This window comes from Arthrobacter sp. YN (genome assembly GCF_002224285.1).
Taxonomy (GTDB): Bacteria; Actinomycetota; Actinomycetes; order Actinomycetales; family Micrococcaceae; genus Arthrobacter.
In genome coordinates this window covers 760,572-777,970 of record NZ_CP022436.1, presented here as the reverse complement: position 1 = coordinate 777,970, position 17,399 = coordinate 760,572, and the positions used below count along the sequence as shown (strand labels likewise).

At 62.3% G+C, this 17,399-nt stretch carries 15 protein-coding genes; 9 read left to right on the top strand and 6 right to left on the bottom strand.

Annotated elements, in window-relative coordinates:
• Positions 1-21 precede the first annotated feature (21 nt).
• Positions 22-1,227, bottom strand: a complete 1,206-nt coding sequence (locus CGK93_RS03685; RefSeq protein WP_089593656.1) for a NosD domain-containing protein — start codon at positions 1,225-1,227, stop codon at positions 22-24.
• Between the two features lie 72 nt (positions 1,228-1,299).
• A complete protein-coding gene (locus CGK93_RS03680; RefSeq protein WP_089593655.1) occupies positions 1,300-1,491 on the bottom strand; it encodes a hypothetical protein in 192 nt (63 codons plus the stop codon).
• A gap of 320 nt (positions 1,492-1,811) precedes the next feature.
• Here CGK93_RS03680 and CGK93_RS03675 point away from each other — a divergent pair, with 320 nt between their 5' ends.
• The 8 genes from CGK93_RS03675 (at position 1,812) to CGK93_RS03640 (ending at position 10,697) form a co-directional block, all read left to right on the top strand.
• Positions 1,812-3,098 (top strand): ABC transporter substrate-binding protein, encoded by a 1,287-nt coding sequence (locus CGK93_RS03675; protein ID WP_089593654.1) that lies wholly within the window; start codon positions 1,812-1,814, stop codon positions 3,096-3,098.
• A 79-nt stretch (positions 3,099-3,177) separates the two neighbouring features.
• Complete coding sequence (locus CGK93_RS03670; protein WP_089593653.1) at positions 3,178-4,065, top strand: carbohydrate ABC transporter permease; 888 nt, start codon at positions 3,178-3,180, stop codon at positions 4,063-4,065.
• Positions 4,066-4,130: 65 nt separating this feature from the next.
• Complete coding sequence (locus CGK93_RS03665; RefSeq protein ID WP_089597158.1) at positions 4,131-4,994, top strand: carbohydrate ABC transporter permease; 864 nt, start codon at positions 4,131-4,133, stop codon at positions 4,992-4,994.
• A gap of 97 nt (positions 4,995-5,091) precedes the next feature.
• On the top strand, positions 5,092-6,141 hold the full coding sequence (locus CGK93_RS03660) for a LacI family DNA-binding transcriptional regulator (RefSeq protein ID WP_089593652.1): 1,050 nt from the start codon (positions 5,092-5,094) through the stop codon (positions 6,139-6,141).
• A gap of 41 nt (positions 6,142-6,182) precedes the next feature.
• Positions 6,183-7,742: a glycoside hydrolase family 32 protein gene (locus CGK93_RS03655; protein WP_089593651.1), complete on the top strand. Its 1,560-nt coding sequence runs from the start codon at positions 6,183-6,185 to the stop codon at positions 7,740-7,742.
• Between the two features lie 11 nt (positions 7,743-7,753).
• Complete coding sequence (locus CGK93_RS03650) at positions 7,754-8,695, top strand: carbohydrate kinase family protein (RefSeq protein WP_089593650.1); 942 nt, start codon at positions 7,754-7,756, stop codon at positions 8,693-8,695.
• Positions 8,696-8,735: 40 nt separating this feature from the next.
• Positions 8,736-10,091, top strand: a complete 1,356-nt coding sequence (locus tag CGK93_RS03645) for a NosD domain-containing protein (RefSeq protein ID WP_089593649.1) — start codon at positions 8,736-8,738, stop codon at positions 10,089-10,091.
• A 75-nt stretch (positions 10,092-10,166) separates the two neighbouring features.
• On the top strand, positions 10,167-10,697 hold the full coding sequence (locus CGK93_RS03640) for a GNAT family N-acetyltransferase (protein ID WP_089593648.1): 531 nt from the start codon (positions 10,167-10,169) through the stop codon (positions 10,695-10,697).
• Positions 10,698-10,704: 7 nt separating this feature from the next.
• Here the strand turns inward: CGK93_RS03640 and CGK93_RS03635 are convergent, their stop codons facing one another.
• Together CGK93_RS03635 and CGK93_RS03630 are read right to left on the bottom strand one after the other, a co-directional pair.
• A complete protein-coding gene (locus CGK93_RS03635; RefSeq protein ID WP_089593647.1) occupies positions 10,705-12,840 on the bottom strand; it encodes an amylo-alpha-1,6-glucosidase in 2,136 nt (711 codons plus the stop codon).
• Positions 12,837-13,871 carry a glycosyltransferase family 4 protein gene (locus CGK93_RS03630; protein ID WP_089593646.1) on the bottom strand — a complete coding sequence of 345 codons (1,035 nt, stop codon included), beginning with the start codon at positions 13,869-13,871 and terminating at the stop codon, positions 12,837-12,839. Before CGK93_RS03630 ends, CGK93_RS03635 begins: the two co-directional genes overlap by 4 nt.
• Positions 13,872-14,107: 236 nt before the next feature.
• On the opposite strand from CGK93_RS03630, the gene CGK93_RS03625 reads away from it, so the two are divergent.
• Positions 14,108-14,806, top strand: a complete 699-nt coding sequence (locus tag CGK93_RS03625; protein WP_089593645.1) for a DsbA family oxidoreductase — start codon at positions 14,108-14,110, stop codon at positions 14,804-14,806.
• Between the two features lie 98 nt (positions 14,807-14,904).
• Here CGK93_RS03625 and arfA read toward each other — a convergent pair whose 3' ends face one another.
• Positions 14,905-16,443 carry an arabinosylfuranosidase ArfA gene (arfA, locus tag CGK93_RS03620; RefSeq protein ID WP_089593644.1) on the bottom strand — a complete coding sequence of 513 codons (1,539 nt, stop codon included), beginning with the start codon at positions 16,441-16,443 and terminating at the stop codon, positions 14,905-14,907.
• Positions 16,444-16,494: 51 nt separating this feature from the next.
• On the bottom strand, positions 16,495-17,397 hold the full coding sequence (locus tag CGK93_RS03615; RefSeq protein WP_089593643.1) for a carbohydrate ABC transporter permease: 903 nt from the start codon (positions 17,395-17,397) through the stop codon (positions 16,495-16,497).
• Positions 17,398-17,399 lie beyond the last annotated feature (2 nt).

Here is a 17,399-nt window from a genome sequence, read left to right as displayed (position 1 = left end):
CTTTTCTTCCTCTGCGCTGGATCAGGGAGTAGCCCGGAATGAGTAAGAGCTCGTGAAGTGCACAAATTCACCGGCTCCGCCGCTGTCCATCACTTTGGTCCCGGTAGTGGAACCGTCCAGCACCACGGTGTTCGCAGCCACCGAAGAGACGGTGTTGTTCGCGGCGATGTAGTTGTTGGCACCGGATGCCACCAGGATGATGGTGGGCTTCTGGCCTGAGGGCCTCACCGAACCCGAGGGCACGTCGTAGCTGAAGTGGTTGCCGGTGACCGTGTTCCCGCTGCCTGCCAGATGCACCAGGCCGAACAGGTCATCCAGGCCATTGTTGTACGGCTTCAGGGGGTCGAACGGTTCCATCTGCCGCAGGAAATGGTTTGCTCCCACCAGGTTCTCCGTGCAATTGCCCTCGAAATTCACCATGCCTGGGTAGAAAGCATGGAAGCGGTTACTGGTGACAGTGGAGCGGGTGGTGTTCTTGAAGTGGACACTGCTCTTGCCCCGCGGGAAGACGTTGTTGGCACTGACCAGCAGGCCCATGTGTCCTTCTGCATAGATGGAGAAACCCACGTAGCCTGCCCCGATCAGGTTGTCCGTGACTTTGGAGGCTTGCCCGGAGCCTGTGAGTTCCACGCAGGAACCGCACTCTGCCAGGAAGTTGCCGCTGACGCTGAGGGCGTCGGTATCCCGGACCACCAGGCCGTGTTCCAGGTACACCATGCCCATGCCTTCCACACGGCAGGAGTCGTTGGCCGAGTCGAACCGAATGCCGGTTTTGCCGTTGATGTAGGAGTTCTGGTTGGAGTTGAAAGAGACACCGTCCAAGCAGAAGTTCTGGAACACGATCGAGCTAAGCCGCGGGTCTCCGGTGCGGTAGACCCTGAAAGCGTCTGTATTTCCGTCGGTGTTTTCCACGCGGATCCGGCTGCCCCCGGGGTTGATTTCATGCCAGGCGGAGGTGTTGCCGGCGTTGTAGCGGATGCTGCTGGAGGTGAATCCGTGCCCGGATCCACGGATGGTCAAAAAGCTGATGTCCACGTTGACGCGGGTCTTGAGCGAGTAGTCTCCGGGTGGGATGTAGATGACGGCGCCAGGTTTGGATGCTTGATTGCTTTGTTGGGCTTTCACATCGGCGATGATGCTGTTGATGATCACCCCAATATCGTTGTAGGGCGTTGCGGACGGATTCCCGGGGACAGACCAGGTGGTGACGTCGTAGACAGTGGTCACAGCGTTTTCTCCTCACATCGTTGGGGGTACTGCTTGAGTGGCCTTGCGGTGGTGCTGGTGGTGCCGTGGCTTCTAGAGCACACCGATGATGCCCCGGTGCCCTGGCGCTGCCTGGGCACCTCCCGTAGCAGGCACCTGCTGCGCCGGGCCTTTCGCCATGGCTTCCTTCGCTGACAGCACGACGGCGGTGCCGGCAACTGCCGCTGCTGGAATCAGCCGAAGGATGCTCCTTCGGCTGAGGTATGGGGATGGAGTTGGATCCATGGTTCTCCTTTGAACTCGATGGTGACTTGGCGGACCGGCAGCCCGGCGGCCCGGAACGGATCAGGGCTGGGAGGGTTGCCAAAAAATGCCAAATCAGCCAAAATGTGCCAAAACGATTTGTCGGCTGGCGCGGCTCACTTTATGATCAAGTCGTCTCTGGCGTCAAGGGGCCTGAAATCTTTCGCGGAAGCCATTGACAGAACTCGTTCGACAGTCCTAATGTCAGTGCCAAGTCGTTTTGGCAAAACGATTTTTCAAGCCAACAGCACTCCCCTTCATCTCTCTGCAATTTCCGTTCAAGAGAAAGTGAGTCGACAGCGATGTCCACTCGAAACACCATCTCCAAGCTCGTCACCCTCGGCGGGCTGTGCACCGCCGTCGCACTCGCTGCCACCGGTTGTGGCGCAGGCGGCCCGGCACCATCCTCCGGCGGCTCCGCCGGCTCCAGCTCCATCAACGTCCTGGTCGAAGCCGGTGGTCACGCCGAACTCACAGGTGTGGCCGAGCAGTGCAAGAAGGACACTGGAGTCGAAGCGAACTTTGTGGAGCTCCCCTACGACGGCATGTTCAACCGCCTGTCCAGCGAGTTCTCCTCGGGCAACGTGTCCTTCGACGTCGCGGCTTTGGACTCGGTCTGGCTGCCGAGCTTCAAGGACGCCGTCCAACCCATCGATGAGCTGTTCACAGACGACGTCAAGAAGGACATCTTCCCCGCGCTCGTCAAGGAAGCAAACGTGGATGGCCACTTCATCGGCTTGCCGGCGTGGACCAACGCCGAGATCATCCTGTACCGCAAAGACCTCTTCGAAGACGCCAAGAACAAGGCCGATTTCCAGGCAAAGTACGGGTACGAACTCGCCGCGCCGACCACGTGGAAGCAGTACCAGGACATTTCCGAGTTCTTCACCAAGGACGGCATGTACGGCACGGATGTGAAGGGCGCCGTGGAAACAGAATGGCTGGCCCACGTGCTCCAGGCCGGCTCCCCCATGGTGCTGGACCAAGACAACAACGTGGTCATCGACAACGCGGCCCACAAGGAAGCCCTCGACTTCTATGTGAGCCTGGCCAAGTCTGCCCCCACCGGTGCCGCACAGGTTGACTGGGCCGCGGCACAGAACCTGTTCAACCAGGGCAAGACAGCCATGACCCGCTTCTGGGCCCATGCCTACCGCCAGATCCCTGCTGATGCTCCCGTGGCAGGAAAAGTAGGCGCCGCAGCGATGATCGGCGGCAGCGCCGGCGTCGCAGGCGTTCCGGGCCCCTGGTACCTGTCCGTTCCCAAGGCAACCAAGAACACGGAAGCCGCCAAGAAGTTCGTCAAATGTGCTTATGACTACAACAGCATGGGCATCGACTCCAAGCTCGGCCTGGCTTCGCGCATCAGCGCGTTTGAGAAATACCAGGACCAGCCTGGCTACGAAAGCTTCAAGCCGCTGATTGAAACCCTCAACGCTCCGGCAACGGCCACCCGGCCGGCAACCGCCAAGTGGCAGCAGATCGTTGACACCGTCCTGATCCCGTTGCTGCAGAAGGCCGTGGCCGGGGGAGACACCTCGGCGCTCCTGGCCGATGCCAAGAAGCAGGTCCAGGACCTCCTGAAGTAAAACTCCGCGGCCGGCACCGGCCCGCGCACAGCGCGAAAGACAGTGCCGGCCGCGGTCCCAACCAGCAGAAAAGAAAACCGTGCGTATCTCCGATCGCCGCTTCGCCCTCTATCTGATGACGCCCGCGGCACTGTTCCTGGCCGTATTCGTGGCCTATCCCCTCTTCCGCCTGGTGGCTGACAGCTTCTTCAAGATCTCCCCCATCGCCGGCGGCCCCCGTGACTTTGTGGGTTTCCAAAACTACGTCACCGCGTTCACCTCCGAAGCCTTCACCAGCGCCGGATGGCGGACCCTTGCCTACACCGTGGTGGTGGTGACACTCGAGTTCGCACTCGGCTTGGGCATGGCCCTGCTTTTCACCACCTTGGGGAAGAAATCCCAGATCTGGCGGACCGTCTTCCTCTACCCCCTGATGATTGCGCCGATCGTGGCAGGCCTGCTGTGGAAGTTCCTGATGATCGATAACTTCGGCCTCATCGGCACACTCCTCCACCAAGCCGGCATCCTGTCCGATCCCAACCAGATCGGCTGGCTGTCCGACCCCAACATCGTGTTGTTCTCAGTGGCCATTCCGGACATCTGGCTCACCACCTCCTTCATGTGCCTGGTGCTCTTCGCGGGCCTCCAGAACATCCCGGGTGATCTGATCGAGGCCGCCCGCCTTGATGGGGCACGGGCTCCAGCACTCCTCTTCCGGATCATCCTTCCGCTGCTGCGTCCAGTCATCGCCGTTGCGCTGGTGGTTCGCGGCATTGACGCCGCAAGGGCCTTCGACACCATCCTCATCCAGACCAACGGCGGACCGCAGTCGGCCTCGGAAACCATGAGCCTGTTGATCTACCGGACCATGATCCGCTTCGGCGACCCCGGCCTCGCCAGTGCAATGGGCACCATCTACCTCCTCGCAATGCTTGCCATTGCCTTCGTTGCAGTGGCCACCATCTGGCGGCCTGGAAAGGACAACTGATGAGCAACGCGAGCCTAGCCACCAAAGCCAGCCCGCCGGCGTCGGACATTTCCGAACCTCAGCCGATGCGCAAACGGCGGGGGGTCAACCGTGAAGGCCTCGAAGCCGGCAAGCGGAGCACCCGCACCATCCTCTGGATCCTGCTGGCGGTGGCCATGGTGCTGTACGGCTTCCCGTTCCTGTACTTGCTGTTCACGTCGTTCAAGACGCCGATCGACACCATCGCTGTTCCGCCCACCATCCTGCCGCGCGAGTGGACGCTGGAGAACTACACCAACGCCCTGGGCCGCAGCGGGGTCGTGGCGTCCTTCATCAACAGCATCCAAACGGCTGTTATCAGCACTGTGTTGTCACTGGTCCTGGCCGTTCCAGCCGCTTATGGCATCACGCGCTACAAGACACCCAGCGGCCAGGTGTTCATCATGGCTGCCCTGGTCACCCGCATGGTCCCGCCGGTAGCAATCGGCATCCCGCTGGCGTCCATGATGTCCTCGGTGGGCTTGGCGGATACCCCCATAGCTCTCTCCATTGCACACACCACCATCTCGCTTCCGCTGTCCATCTGGCTGATGTCCAGCTTCTTCGAGTCGGTCCCCCGGGATCTGGAAGAAGCCGCAACCGTGGATGGTTGCAGCAGGCTTGGAGCCCTGTGGCGGGTGGTGATCCCGGTAGTGTCCGGCGGTATCGCGGTCACGGCGATCTTCGCGTTCCTGGCTTCTTGGAACGAGTTCCTGTTCGCCCTCCTGATGACAGCCATCCGGTCCCAGACCACGCCCGTGGTGATTGCGAACTTCCAAACGCAGTTCGGCCTGGACTGGGGATCCATGACGGCCCTCGCCGCCGTCTACTCGATCCCGGTCATCCTGCTGACGCTGCTGCTGCAGCGCAAAATCGTGGCGGGCATGACGCTGGGCGCTGTGAAGGGCTGATCATCAAGTCCAGTACTCAAGGGCCAGTGCCACCATCAACGAGTAGCCTACTGATAGCCCCCAAGGGCATCACCAACCATAAGGACGTGGGAGTCGGATGAGCAACAAGAACATCGGTATCAAGGACGTAGCCGTCGCCGCCGGCGTGTCCGTCACCACGGTGTCCCATGTCCTCAACGAGGTGTCCTACGCCCGGATCAGCAGCGAAACCAGGGACAAAGTCAAGACCGCGGCAGAGGAACTCGGCTATGGCCCCAACCGCCTGGCCCAGGCCCTTCGCACGCAGAGGACCGGCATGCTGGGGTTGGTGAGCGAGGAAATCGCCACCACTCCCCACGCCGGCCGGATCATTCTGGGCGCTGATGAGGCCGCCAAGGCCCGGGGCTACAACCTCATGATCATCAACACTCCGGGTTCGGCCAGCCTCGAATCGAGGCAAGCCGACGTCCAGGCCCTCCTGGAACGTCGCGTGGACGGAATTCTTTATGCCACCATGTACCACCGCAACGTGGAACTCCCGGACAACCTGGGCAGCGTCCCATCCGTGCTGGTGGACTCCGTCGCTATCGGCGGCAACATCACGGCTGTGGTCCCGGACGAGGACGGAGGCGCCCGCGCTGCTGTTGGGGCACTCCTCGACGCCGGCCACACCCGGATAGCTTTCCTCAACAACACCGACGACGTCCCCGCAACCCGCCAGCGGCTTCAGGCCTTCCGGGCCATGTTGACCGAAGCAGGGCTCGACGGCGATGCGGCACCTGTCGAGTCCGAGATCTCGGAGGTGCAAGGCGGCTATGAGGCGGCCAAGCGGATCCTGTCGCGGGATGACCGCGCCGATATTCCGACGGCCCTGTTCTGCTATAACGACCGCATGGCAATGGGCGCCTACCGGGCCGCTGCCGAGTTGGGCCTCAGCATCCCGGCGGACCTTTCAGTTGTTGGTTTTGATGACCAGGAACTCATCGCCGCCAACCTCTACCCCGGACTAACCACCGTGGCCCTCCCCCACTTCGAAATGGGTGCCTGGGCCACTGAACACCTCATCGACGCTATCGAGGGCAAGGACGATCTGTCCTTGATGGCGCTCCACCCAACCATCCTGGGTTGCCCGTTGGTCAGCCGCGAATCCGTCGCAGCTCCCCGATAGCCCCAACAAACCACTTCAACGTCCCAAAAGGAACGCACCACATGTCCAGTAGCCTTGATGCCGCACGCCCGGAAACAGCCCCGGCCGTAACTCCCCGATTCCGGCCTGCCATCCATTTCACGGCAAGGGACACCTGGCTGAACGATCCCAACGGCTTGGTTTTCCACGACGGTTTGTATCACCTCTTCTTCCAGAACAACCCTTACGGCAACGTCTGGGGGAACATGTCCTGGGGCCACGCCACCTCCACGGATCTCCTGCAGTGGACGGAGCATCCTGTCGCTATTGCCGGCGATGAGAAAGAGGACATCTTCTCCGGAAGCGTGGTGGTGGACCACGGCAATACCTCCGGTTTTGGCACCGTTGAGTCACCGGCTTTGGTGGCTGTGTACACCAGCGCCTTCAAGGCCGGAACCCTTCACAGCGGCACGCAGGCCCAGTCCCTGGCGTACAGCACCGATGGCGGGATGACATGGCGCAAATACGATCACAACCCTGTGGTGACCAGGAACTCCGAGCACTTCCGCGATCCCAAAGTGTTCCGTTACCAAGGCGACGAAGGTTCGTTTTGGGTGATGGTCGCCGTTGAAGCGCAGCAGCAGAAGGTGGTGTTCTACCGCTCCGAGGACCTCAAGACCTGGGACTTCCTGAGCCACTTTGGTCCGGCCAACGCCGACTCCGGTGAGTGGGAATGCCCCGACCTCTTTCCCTTGGCGCTGGACGGGGATCCGCAGAACATCAGATGGGTGCTGATCGTCAACATCAACCCCGGTGCGGTGGCGGGAGGTTCGGGCGGCCAGTATTTCGTCGGGCACTTTGACGGCGTCCATTTCCTCCCGGATGCCGGTTCTGTGGTGGCTCCTGCCGGTATCTCGTCAATCGGAGATTCTGATGAGGCCGCTGCGGCCCTGCAGCGCTGCCTGTGGCTGGACTGGGGACGCGACTGCTATGCCTCCGTGTCCTTCAGCAACACCCCGGATGGCCGGCGGGTCATCATGGGTTGGATGAATAACTGGGATTACGCCAACCATCTGCCCACGGCACCGTGGCGGTCCTCCATGACTCTTGCCCGAGAGGTCGTGCTGACTTCGGTGAGTGGCGCCGCCCGGCTGGTCCAGCGGCCCATCCTGGGAGATCTGAAACAAGATCTGGCCAAGACCGGCAGCTTCACGTTGGGCCCCACGGCCTTCCGGTTGCCGGATGCAAGGCCGGATACCGCTCAAGTGATCGAGGCCGAAATCGTGCCGGGAACCGCTGAGCGCGTTGATCTGCGGCTTCTCGCGAGCTCCGACAGGAGCCAGGGCACTGTCCTGAGCTACACCACAAGCAACGGCCGCTTCACCCTTGACCGCACCCGGTCAGGAGACACCACGTTCCACGGAAAGTTCGCGTCGGCCGAATCAGCGCCCGCTGCATTGGAGGACGGCATCCTCAAGCTGCTCATCGTCGTGGACCAGAGCTCAGTGGAAGTCTTTGCCCAGGACGGCAAGGTGGTCCTGACCGACCTCGTTTTCCCGGACGCCGGGAGCCGGGAGAACTGGTTGACCGCCGAGGGCGGTACAGCAACGGTTCTGAAGCTCACGGTCTCGTCACACGTTTAGGAGAAGCAGGAATGAACAAGGTACACGGAACCCGCCCAGGCGCGGGCGCCGACGTCGTAGTTGTCGGTGAAGCTCTGATCGACATAGTCGTTTCGTCACGGGGCACCGTTGAGCACCCGGGAGGATCACCCGCCAACGTTGCTTACGGCCTCGGCCGGCTCAACGTGCCAACCGCCCTGTTGACGTCCATCGGAGACGACCACCACGGTGCTGCCATTGAGCGGCATTTGGCGAGCGCCGGCGTCGAACTCCTGACAACTGCCGGGAGGCCCGGCCGGACCGCTACGGCCACCGCCACCCTGGCGTCGGACGGTTCAGCCCACTACGACTTCGACATCCAATGGGAGCTTCCCGCAATTGCCCCCGTGACCGTGCCAAAAATCCTGCACACGGGATCAATCGCCACCTTCCTGGAACCTGGAGCATCCGCCGTGCGGGAACTCCTTGAACAGGTGCATCAGCGATGCGTGGTCACCTACGATCCCAACGTCCGCCCTGCCCTGCTGGGCAGCCAGACCGAGGCAAAGACCATTTTCGAGGGCCTCATCCCCCTCATCGAGGTGGTCAAACTCAGCGACGAGGACGCGCGGTGGCTCTACCCGGGCTGGTCGCTCGAAGACACTTCACAGCGCATATTGGACCTTGGGGCCGGGCTTGTTGTGGTCACCAAGGGCTCCGATGGATCCATGCTTTCGACCCCCGGCACGCGGCTGTTGGTTCCATCCTTGAAGTCCACCGTGGTGGACACCATTGGCGCCGGAGACTCGTACATGTCCGCCCTGATCTACGGGCTTCTCCTGACCGGGGCGGTCGGCTTACCGCAGGAAGCCCTGGAATCGTTGGGACGAAGGGCCACTAAGGCCGCGGCAATCACAGTGCGGCGCGCAGGCGCCAACCCACCGACGTCGGACGAACTGCTGGCTGACTTGGTTGAACACCAACCTGCCATCTGACTACGCCCAAACAACCCACCACATCAAGGGAACTCAAGCCATGTCCAGCAAGAACTACTACGACGTGACCAACTGGCCCATCGGCAACCCGGTCGAGGACGTCGGCGAGGTCATCAACAGCATCATCGCTGACATCAAGGAACGGCAGAACGCCTCAGCCGTGAACGACGGCGGAAAGCCTGGAGCGGTGATCTACCTGCCGCCGGGTGACTACCGCCTGCGCACTCAGGTTTTGATAGACATCAGCTTCCTCAGGATCCAAGGCTCGGGCCACGGGTTCACGTCCTCAAGCATCCGGTTCAACGTCCCCGAAGACGAATGGCCCGATCTGCACGAACTGTGGCCGGGCGGGAGCCGCGTCCTGGTGGACCTGCTCCCGGCTGGCGAGGGCACTGACCGGTCCAACGCTGTCCCGTCCCAGGGAGCTGCCTTCCTTGTTGAGCGTGCGGGCCGTCCCCGGATCAGTTCGGTGGAGTTTGCCAACTTCTGCATCGATGGGCTCCATTTCGCTCCGGACGGCTCGGACCTGCCCGCGGAAAACAGCTATGTGAATGGCAAGACCGGTATTCATGTCTCCAGTGCCAACGATTCCTTCCGCGTCAATGAGATGGGCTTTATCTACCTGGAACACGCCCTGACCATCCACAACGCGGACGCGCTGTCCATCCACAACAACTTCATCGCGGAATGTGGAAGCTGCATCGAGCTGCGTGGCTGGGGACAGGCGTCCAAAATCACCGACAACCTGATCGGTGCCGGTTTCAAGGGTCATTCCATCTACGCGGAAAACCACGGCGGGCTCCTTGTCACCGCCAACAACGTCTTTCCAAGAGGGGCCAGCAGCGTCCACTTCAACGGCGTAACCCGTTCAAGCGTCACGAACAACCGACTGCATTCCTTCTACGCCGGCATGGTTGTCTTGGACGGGAACAGCTCGGAAAACCTCGTGGCTACCAATCATTTCCTCCGTGACCACGAGCCCTGGACACCTTTCCTCGGGATCGACAACGGGCTGGATGACCTGCACGGAGTCCTGAGTGTCAGCGGCAGCAACAACTCCGTCATCGGCAACCACTTCTCCCAGATCATCGATTCGGTGAGCATCCGTCCGGAAGGCGCGACGCCGGTCATCATCCGTTTGCGCGAAGGGGCAGGGAATTTCGTGTCCAACAACCACGTCGTTGCAATGAACGTGCACGCCACCGCCAGCGACGATTGCGTCGAAGCACAAGTAGATGCCCTGCTGACAACAGACGCAGCTAATGCCCTCGCCGTGACGGCTGTCCTGGTTGATCCCGAATCAACACGCAACACCATCCTCGATTCGGGCAGTGAACCGCAAGTACTTGCGGACAGGGCAACCAACGCCATCCGCTCCACCCCCACTGTGGGTTAGGAGTTTTCGTACAGGTAATGCCCCTAAGATTCGTTCTTAGGGGCATTACCTGTACAAAAACTCCCGGGGGACCACGTGACTGAAACCATCCGCACCGCCACAACGCACGACGCCGGCAAGCTGGCTGAGCTTGCCGCCGTCACCTTCCCGCTGGCCTGCCCGCCGGGTTCGTCAGCGGCTGACATCCAGGCCCACCTCGAAAAGACGCTGAGCGAGGACAACTTCACGGACTACCTCGCCGACGCCAACATCACCATCCTGGTGCTCGACGACGACGGGCAGCTGCTGGGGTACACCATGCTGATTGCCAAGCCGTCCACCGACCCCGACGTCGCCTCGGTACTTTCCGCCCTCCCCTCCACGGAGTTGAGCAAGTGCTACGTCCACCCCGAGCACCACGGCAAGGGCGCCGCATCACAACTCATCAAAGCCTCCCTGGCTGATGCGGCGGATAAGGGCGCATCAGGGGTGTGGCTGGGCGTGAACAGCGAGAATGCCAAAGCCATCCGCTTCTACGAGAAGAGCGGGTTCCAGCGCGTCGGCACCAAATCCTTCACACTCGGCACCACTGTGGAACACGACTACGTGATGGAACACCGGCTATAAAAAACGGCTAGCCGAACAAGTCCCCGGCCAGCGGAGGCCGGGGGTCGGAACGCAGTTCGAGCCCGGCCGGCAGCCCGGTCACGGTCCCGGACGACCCGGAGGCTTGCACCGTGATCCGCGAGCGCCCCAGCAGCACGTTGTCCGCGCGGAACGACCCATAAGCGTCGGGCAGTATCGGCGCCAGGTGCAGCACGTTCCGGGTGAAGTCCGGATCGAAGCGCAGCAGGATCCGGGCCAGTTGTACCGGCGCCGCAGCCGCCCATGCTTGCGGGGAACACGCCGTCGGATACGGAACCGGCTCCGCAAAGTCGCTGCGGTCAAAGCCGCAGAACAACTCCGGAAGTTGACCGCCAAAGTGCTCGGCGGCGTCGAACAATCCGCTCGCAATCCGGCTGGCTTCCTTCACGAAGCCGTACCGCATGAGCCCGGTGGCGACCAGCGCGGTATCGTGCGGCCAGACGGAGCCGTTGTGATAGCTGACGGGGTTGTACGCGCCCATGTCCGAACCCAAAGTCCGGATGCCCCATCCTGTGAACATCTCGGGCGACATCAGCCGCTCAGCCACCAGCGGCGCCTTGTCCTCGTCCACGATGCCCACCCACAGGCAGTGCCCCATGTTGGACGTACAGGAATCCACGGGCTTCTTGTCCTTGTCCAGCGCCAGCGCAAAGTAACCGCGGTCCGGTAGCCAGAAGGCCTCGTTGAAGGCGGCTTTCAGCGCTTCGGCGCGGTCCGCGCATCGGCGTTCGACGGCGGTGTCCCCCGCCGCGCGCGCCAACAGCGAACGCCCGACGTACGCCGCGTACGCGTAGGCCTGCACTTCGGAAAGGGCGATGGGTGTTTCCGCCATCCGGCCGTCCGCGAAGTTGATGCCGTCCCAGGAGTCCTTCCATCCCTGGTTCACCAGTCCATGGTCGTTTGGCCGCTGGTATTCGATGAAGCCATCACCGTCGCGGTCCCCGTACTGCTCCATCCATTCGATGGCACGGTCGGCGTGCGGAAGGAGGGAGTCGATGATGTCCGCGCCAAGGCCCCATCTGCTGAGCTCGCCCAGCGTGGAAACGAACAGGGGCGTCGCGTCTGCGGTTCCGTAGTAAGCGGTCCCGCCCAAGGCGAGTCCAGCCGTGACCCCCAGCCGCACCTCGTGGGGCATCCGTCCGGGTTCTTCCTCGGAGTCGACGTCAACCTTGCTGCCTTGCAGCGCTGCCAGGGTTTGCAAGGTACCGGCTGCCAGATTGGGATCCACCATGAGCGACATGTAGGAGGCCAAGAGTGAGTCGCGTCCGAACAACGCCATAAACCACGGCGCTCCCGCGGCCACCGCTGCGCGCCCTGGGTGGGCGGGGTCGAAGATCCGCAGCGAACCCAGATCGCGCTGACTCCGCTCCAGGACTTCCTCCACGTTGGCATCCGTCACAGCGATCCGGGGTACGTGCTCTTCCCAGGCCGCGTGGCGCCGGACGCTGGGGGTGTGGTGCAAAGGTGTGGTCTCGGTAAAGGGCTCGTCCGGGCCCTTGCCGTTGGTGAGCGGGATGGCGATAACACTGGTGGTCCATTGACTGCGGGGTGGGATGCTGACGTGAAAGGTCAGGCCGTCCTCGGTGGGCTTGGCACCGGACGCACGGAAGGACACGCCGCGGCGTTCCCCGTTGGGGTGTCCGGACTCGATGTGAAGTTCCTTCTTGTGCACGGTCTTCACCGCGGCCCCGGCCTTGCCCGTCCGGCCACCTTTGACGTCGAAAAGGTCGGCGAGGTCGGCATCGATCCGCAGGTCAATGTTGCATGTGGCGGTCTGTCCGGAGTAGTTCCTGATGGTGATGTCGTCCCTGAGGCCGGATCCCACATGCCGTTGATGCTGAACCACCAAGGGGCTGTCGAACTTACCGTCCGCCGAAAGGGCCCGCCCCACGAATTCCGCCTGAAAAGCAGTCGGATTGCGTGCCACCAACGGCTCCCGGAAAGCACCGTTGATCCGGAGAATCCAGCGGGACACAATGCGGGTGTCCTGGTAGTAGGCGCCCTGTGCCCCACCACCGTGGATGTCACCGGTATGCCCGGAAATACAGAAGGAAGATCCTTCGACGACGGTCACCGCGCCGAATTCCGAGGTACCGGCCTCCGGGTCGGCGTTCCAAGCTGTCATGGCCGGGCAGCCTCCTCCCGGTGGGTCCTGACGCGGGCGTAAAGTTCCAGATGGTCGGCAGCCATGCGGGCGGCTGTGAAATTCTCCTCCACCGAGCGGCGGCACGCGTCCCGGCTGATCCCCGCCACGGCGTCGATGTATCCGGCCATCTCCCTCGAAGAGGCGAGGAATCCGTTGACCCCGTGGGTCAGGATCTCCGGTGCCGCACCCATAGGGGTCGCCAGGACGGGCGTTCCAGTAGCCATGGCTTCGATCATCACCAAGCCAAAGGGTTCAGGCCACTGGATGGGGTTGAGCAGGACATACGCATCACCCATCAGCTCGTACTTCTCGGGATCCGAGAGCTCGCCCAGGAAGTCTTCGTTGGGGCCCAGCATCGGCTCCACCACTTCGTCGAAGAACCGCTTCTCATCAGGGGAATGCATCTTCGCGGCAATGCGCAGAGGAACCCCTGCCTGACGCGCCACGGCCACTGCTTCAAGAAGGCCTTTGTCGGGGCACATCCGGCCCACGAAGCACGCGTAGCCTCCCTTACCCCCACCTACTGAAACCTGGGATAGGTCAATCCCATGGTGGATGACGGCTGTAATGGGCAGATCAGGGACTCCGCTGCATTGGTCGTGGGAGATGGCCACAATGGCGGTGTTCAGTGCCATGTCCCGGTAAAGGTCCGCGGTCCGCTGGGTAAGGGGCCCGTGGATGGTGGTCACCACCGGAATCCCGGGCGGGCGATGTGCGTAAAGCGGGCCGGCCAGAGTGTGGTCATGAATAATGTCCACGTCCTGAAGGCCCGCGTAGGCCTTGATCACGTGGTGCAGCTCGGACAGGCTGGTCCCCATCCCGTCAGGATCTGACACGTCCAGTCCCGGGACCATGGGGACGGGACAGGTGCTGTCCGACGCCGTGGCCAGAAGGACTTCGTGCCCGGCCTCCACCAAGGCGCAGGCGAGGGCGTCCACCACTCTTTCGGTGCCGCCGTATTTGTGAGGGGGAACCGTAAACCACGGCCCAACAATGAGTCCAATGCGCATGATTGGAGGCCTCCGACAAGAATCTGCCAAGCCCGCGAAAACGGACCCGGTCCAGCGTCGATCGCGGCCCAGTTCTCGCGATTGGTGGGTGGCGGCAAAGCGCCTAACAGGCTGTCTGCATAACCTCTTTCAAACACTAGGCGCGGCCCGCCCACCCCGCAATAGCTGCCCAAGGGGTGACGAAAATAACAAGGCCTGAACGGAATGACCGGCTGGCCCAACGGGTTGTCCAGAGCATGAAGATTGAGATCTGGTCAGACGTCGCGTGCCCGTGGTGCTACATCGGCAAGCGCCGTTTCGAGACCGCGCTGACACAGTTCCCGCACCGTGATTCGGTGGACATCGAGTGGAAGAGCTACCAGCTGGACCCCTCCCTTCCGGAGCACTACGACGGAACGGAGCTGGATTACCTGAGCAAGCGCAAGGGTATGGCTCCAGAGCAGGTCAAGCAGATGTTCGCCCACGTCACCGAGACTGCCAAGGGCGAAGGCCTGGACTATCACTTCGACAAGGTGGTGGTGGCCAACAGTTTCACCGCTCACCGCCTCATCCACCTTGCCGCTTCCCACGGCCGCCAGGACGCAGCCAAGGAGCAGTTGCTCAGCGACCACTTTGAGCATGGCAAGGACATCGGCAACCAGGAATACCTCACGGAACTCGGTGCGACGCTCGGGCTGCCGTCCGACGAAGTGGCAGAGCTCTTCACTTCCGACAAGTTTGCCGAAGAGGTCAACCAGGACATCAATGAGGCCCGCGCCATCGGCGTCACCGGCGTCCCGTTCTTCGTCATCGACCGCAAGTACGGCATCTCCGGCGCCCAGCCTGCCGAACTTTTCAGCGAGGCCCTGAACCAGGCCTGGCAGGAAGCCAACCCCCTGATCCCGGTGGGCGCCTCGGACGCCGAGGCCTGCGGGCCCGACGGCTGCGCGATCTAGCCAGCCAACCGCCGTCGTGCGTTAACCCAACCAGGTAACAGCAAACGTCGCTATGAGTGCTCATAGCGACGTTTGCTGTTACTCAGTTGGGTAAGCGACTAGCCTTTCACCACGTCAAGCTCGACGACGGCCCAGGACAGGGCGGGCAGCGTCAGGCGGAGTTCGGAACCAGTCGCCTTCACACCGTCCAGGGCCGTCAGGCCAACACGGCCCGGCTGGTCCTGGGTGTTGATGGTCAAGCGGTCGCCGCCCTCAGGAATTTCGAGGACTTCGGCGCGGATCACCTGGCGGGCGTCGAGACCGCGCAGGGCAACCTCGACGTCGGCCGCTTCTTCCAAGCCGCGGTTCGCGAAGAAGAGTGCCACGCGGCCCGTTTCCTCGTTCCACGTAGCGCTGACATCCACCAGGTCTGTGTCGCCAAACCGCGCATTCGAGTACTTGTCCGAGTCCACCGAGAGCCGCAGGATCTGGCCCTTGGCGAGCTCGGCCATGCGGGCGAACGGGTGGAAGATGGTCTGCTTCCACGCCGGCCCGTTCTCTTCCGAGAGGATCGGTGCGATCACGTTGACCAGCTGCGCCTGGTTGGCGATTTTCACGCGGTCACCGTGGCGGAGCAGCGAGTTGAGCAGCGTGCCCACCACCACGGCATCGGTGACGTTGTACTTGTCCTCGATCACGCGGGGGTGCTCCCGCCACCCTGCCTTGGCCACATTGTGCGGCTGGTCCTCAGTGTCCAGGCCGCGCTGGTACCAAACGTTCCACTCATCGAAGGACAGGTTGATGTGCTTCTTGTGCTTGCCCTTGGCGCGCACGGCGTCCGCGGTGGCCACCACTGACTCAATGAAATAGTCAGTATCGACGGCGGAGGCCAGGAAGCTGCCCACGTCGCCTTCGTGTTCCTGGTAGTAGGCGTGGAGGGAAACGTAGTCCACTTCGTCGTAAGTGTGGGTGAGGACGGTCTGCTCCCACGAGCCGAAGGTGGGCATGCTGGAGCTGGAACTGCCGCAGGCCACCAGTTCAAGCGAGGGGTCCACGAACCGCATGGCTTTGGCGGCTTCCTGTGCCAGCCGGCCGTATTCGTCGGCGGTCTTGTGGCCGATCTGCCACGGCCCGTCCAGCTCGTTGCCCAAGCACCAAAGCTTGATGTTGAAGGGCTCCTTGTGGCCGTTCTTGGCGCGGAGGTCTGACAGGTAGGTTCCGCCGGGGTGGTTGGCGTACTCCACGATCTCGCGGGCTGCGTCCACTCCCCTGGTGCCAAGGTTGATGGCTTCCATGATTTCCGTGCCGGCCTGCTTGGACCAGTCCACAAACTCGTGCAGGCCAAACGCGTTGGTCTCTACGGTGTGCCAGGCGCCGTCGAGCCTGCGCGGCCTGTTCTCCTTCGGGCCGATCCCGTCTTCCCAGTTGTAGCCGGAGACGAAGTTGCCGCCGGGGTAGCGGATGACGGTGGCGCCGAGTTCCTTGACCAGCTTCATGACGTCCTGGCGGAAGCCGTTCTCGTCAGCCTCGGGGTGCCCGGGCTCATAGATGCCGGTGTAGACGCAACGGCCCATGTGCTCCACGAAGGAGCCGAAGAGTCGTCGGGGTACCTCGCCAATGGTGAAGTCGCGGTCGAGGGTGATGCGTGCGCGGGACATGGATCTCCTTGGTTGTGGTTCTGAATCTTTGGTTGTCAAAAAGGTGCCGGGTCAGGTTCCGGCGAGTCCCGTCGTCGCAACGCCTTTGATGATTTGGCGCTGGAAGAAGAGGAAGACCACAATCAGCGGCAGCGCGGCCAGCAGCGCGGAAGCCATGTTCTGCGCGTACTGGATGCCGTAGGCGCTCTTGATGGTTTGCAAGCCGACCGGGAGGGTCAGCAGGTTGCCGTCGTTGGTGGCGATGAACGGCCACAGGAAGTTGTTCCACGCGCCGATGAACACGAAGATCGCGACGGCGGCCAGGATGGGCCGGGACAGCGGCAGGATGATTTGAGTGAAGATCCGCAAGCGGCTGGCGCCGTCCATCACGGCCGCTTCCTCAAGCTCGCGCGGGATCTGGTCGAAGAACTTCTTCAGTACGAACACCATGGCTGGGTGGATGACCTGAGGCAGGATGATGGCCCACGAGGTATCGATCAGGTTCAGCGCCAGCATTTGGTAGAACAGCGGGATGATCAGCACGGGCGGCGGGATGATGATGGACGCGATGATCACGGTCATCAACACCTTTTTGCCCTTGAAGTCGATCCTCGAGAGCGCGTAGGCCACCAGTGCCGAGATCACCAGGGTGATGGCCGTGATGGCCGCCGAGGTGTAGAGCGAATTCCACGTCCAGAGCGGGATGTTGCCGTCTTGGAACACCTTGACGAACGCTTCAGGAGTGAAGCCCGACGGCGGCAGCCAGGTGACGTCCGGCGCTGCGGCATCCGTCTCGGTCTTGAAAGCGGTCGCTGTGGCCCAGGCGAACGGGATCAGCCACAGTACGGCAATGAATGCGGCGACCACGATGGCCGCAATCCTGCCCACCGTCAGCTTCTTGCGGGGTTGGCGGATCTTCGGGCTGTTAGTGGTGGTGGTGCTGGGCGCGGGACGGGTCAAGGTAGGGGTTGTCATGG

Excerpts from the sequence above, each read along its gene's own strand:
- CGK93_RS03680 (WP_089593655.1), bottom strand. The coding sequence starts at position 1,491 with ATGGATCCAACTCCATCCCCATACCTCAGCCGAAGGAGCATCCTTCGG.
- CGK93_RS03675 (WP_089593654.1), top strand. The coding sequence starts at position 1,812 with ATGTCCACTCGAAACACCATCTCCAAGCTCGTCACCCTCGGCGGGCTG.
- CGK93_RS03665 (WP_089597158.1), top strand. The coding sequence starts at position 4,131 with ATGCGCAAACGGCGGGGGGTCAACCGTGAAGGCCTCGAAGCCGGCAAG.
- CGK93_RS03660 (WP_089593652.1), top strand. The coding sequence starts at position 5,092 with ATGAGCAACAAGAACATCGGTATCAAGGACGTAGCCGTCGCCGCCGGC.
- CGK93_RS03655 (WP_089593651.1), top strand. The coding sequence starts at position 6,183 with ATGTCCAGTAGCCTTGATGCCGCACGCCCGGAAACAGCCCCGGCCGTA.
- CGK93_RS03650 (WP_089593650.1), top strand. The coding sequence starts at position 7,754 with ATGAACAAGGTACACGGAACCCGCCCAGGCGCGGGCGCCGACGTCGTA.
- CGK93_RS03645 (WP_089593649.1), top strand. The coding sequence starts at position 8,736 with ATGTCCAGCAAGAACTACTACGACGTGACCAACTGGCCCATCGGCAAC.
- CGK93_RS03635 (WP_089593647.1), bottom strand. The coding sequence starts at position 12,840 with ATGACAGCTTGGAACGCCGACCCGGAGGCCGGTACCTCGGAATTCGGC.
- CGK93_RS03630 (WP_089593646.1), bottom strand. The coding sequence starts at position 13,871 with ATGCGCATTGGACTCATTGTTGGGCCGTGGTTTACGGTTCCCCCTCAC.
- CGK93_RS03625 (WP_089593645.1), top strand. The coding sequence starts at position 14,108 with ATGAAGATTGAGATCTGGTCAGACGTCGCGTGCCCGTGGTGCTACATC.
- arfA (WP_089593644.1), bottom strand. The coding sequence starts at position 16,443 with ATGTCCCGCGCACGCATCACCCTCGACCGCGACTTCACCATTGGCGAG.
- CGK93_RS03615 (WP_089593643.1), bottom strand. The coding sequence starts at position 17,397 with ATGACAACCCCTACCTTGACCCGTCCCGCGCCCAGCACCACCACCACT.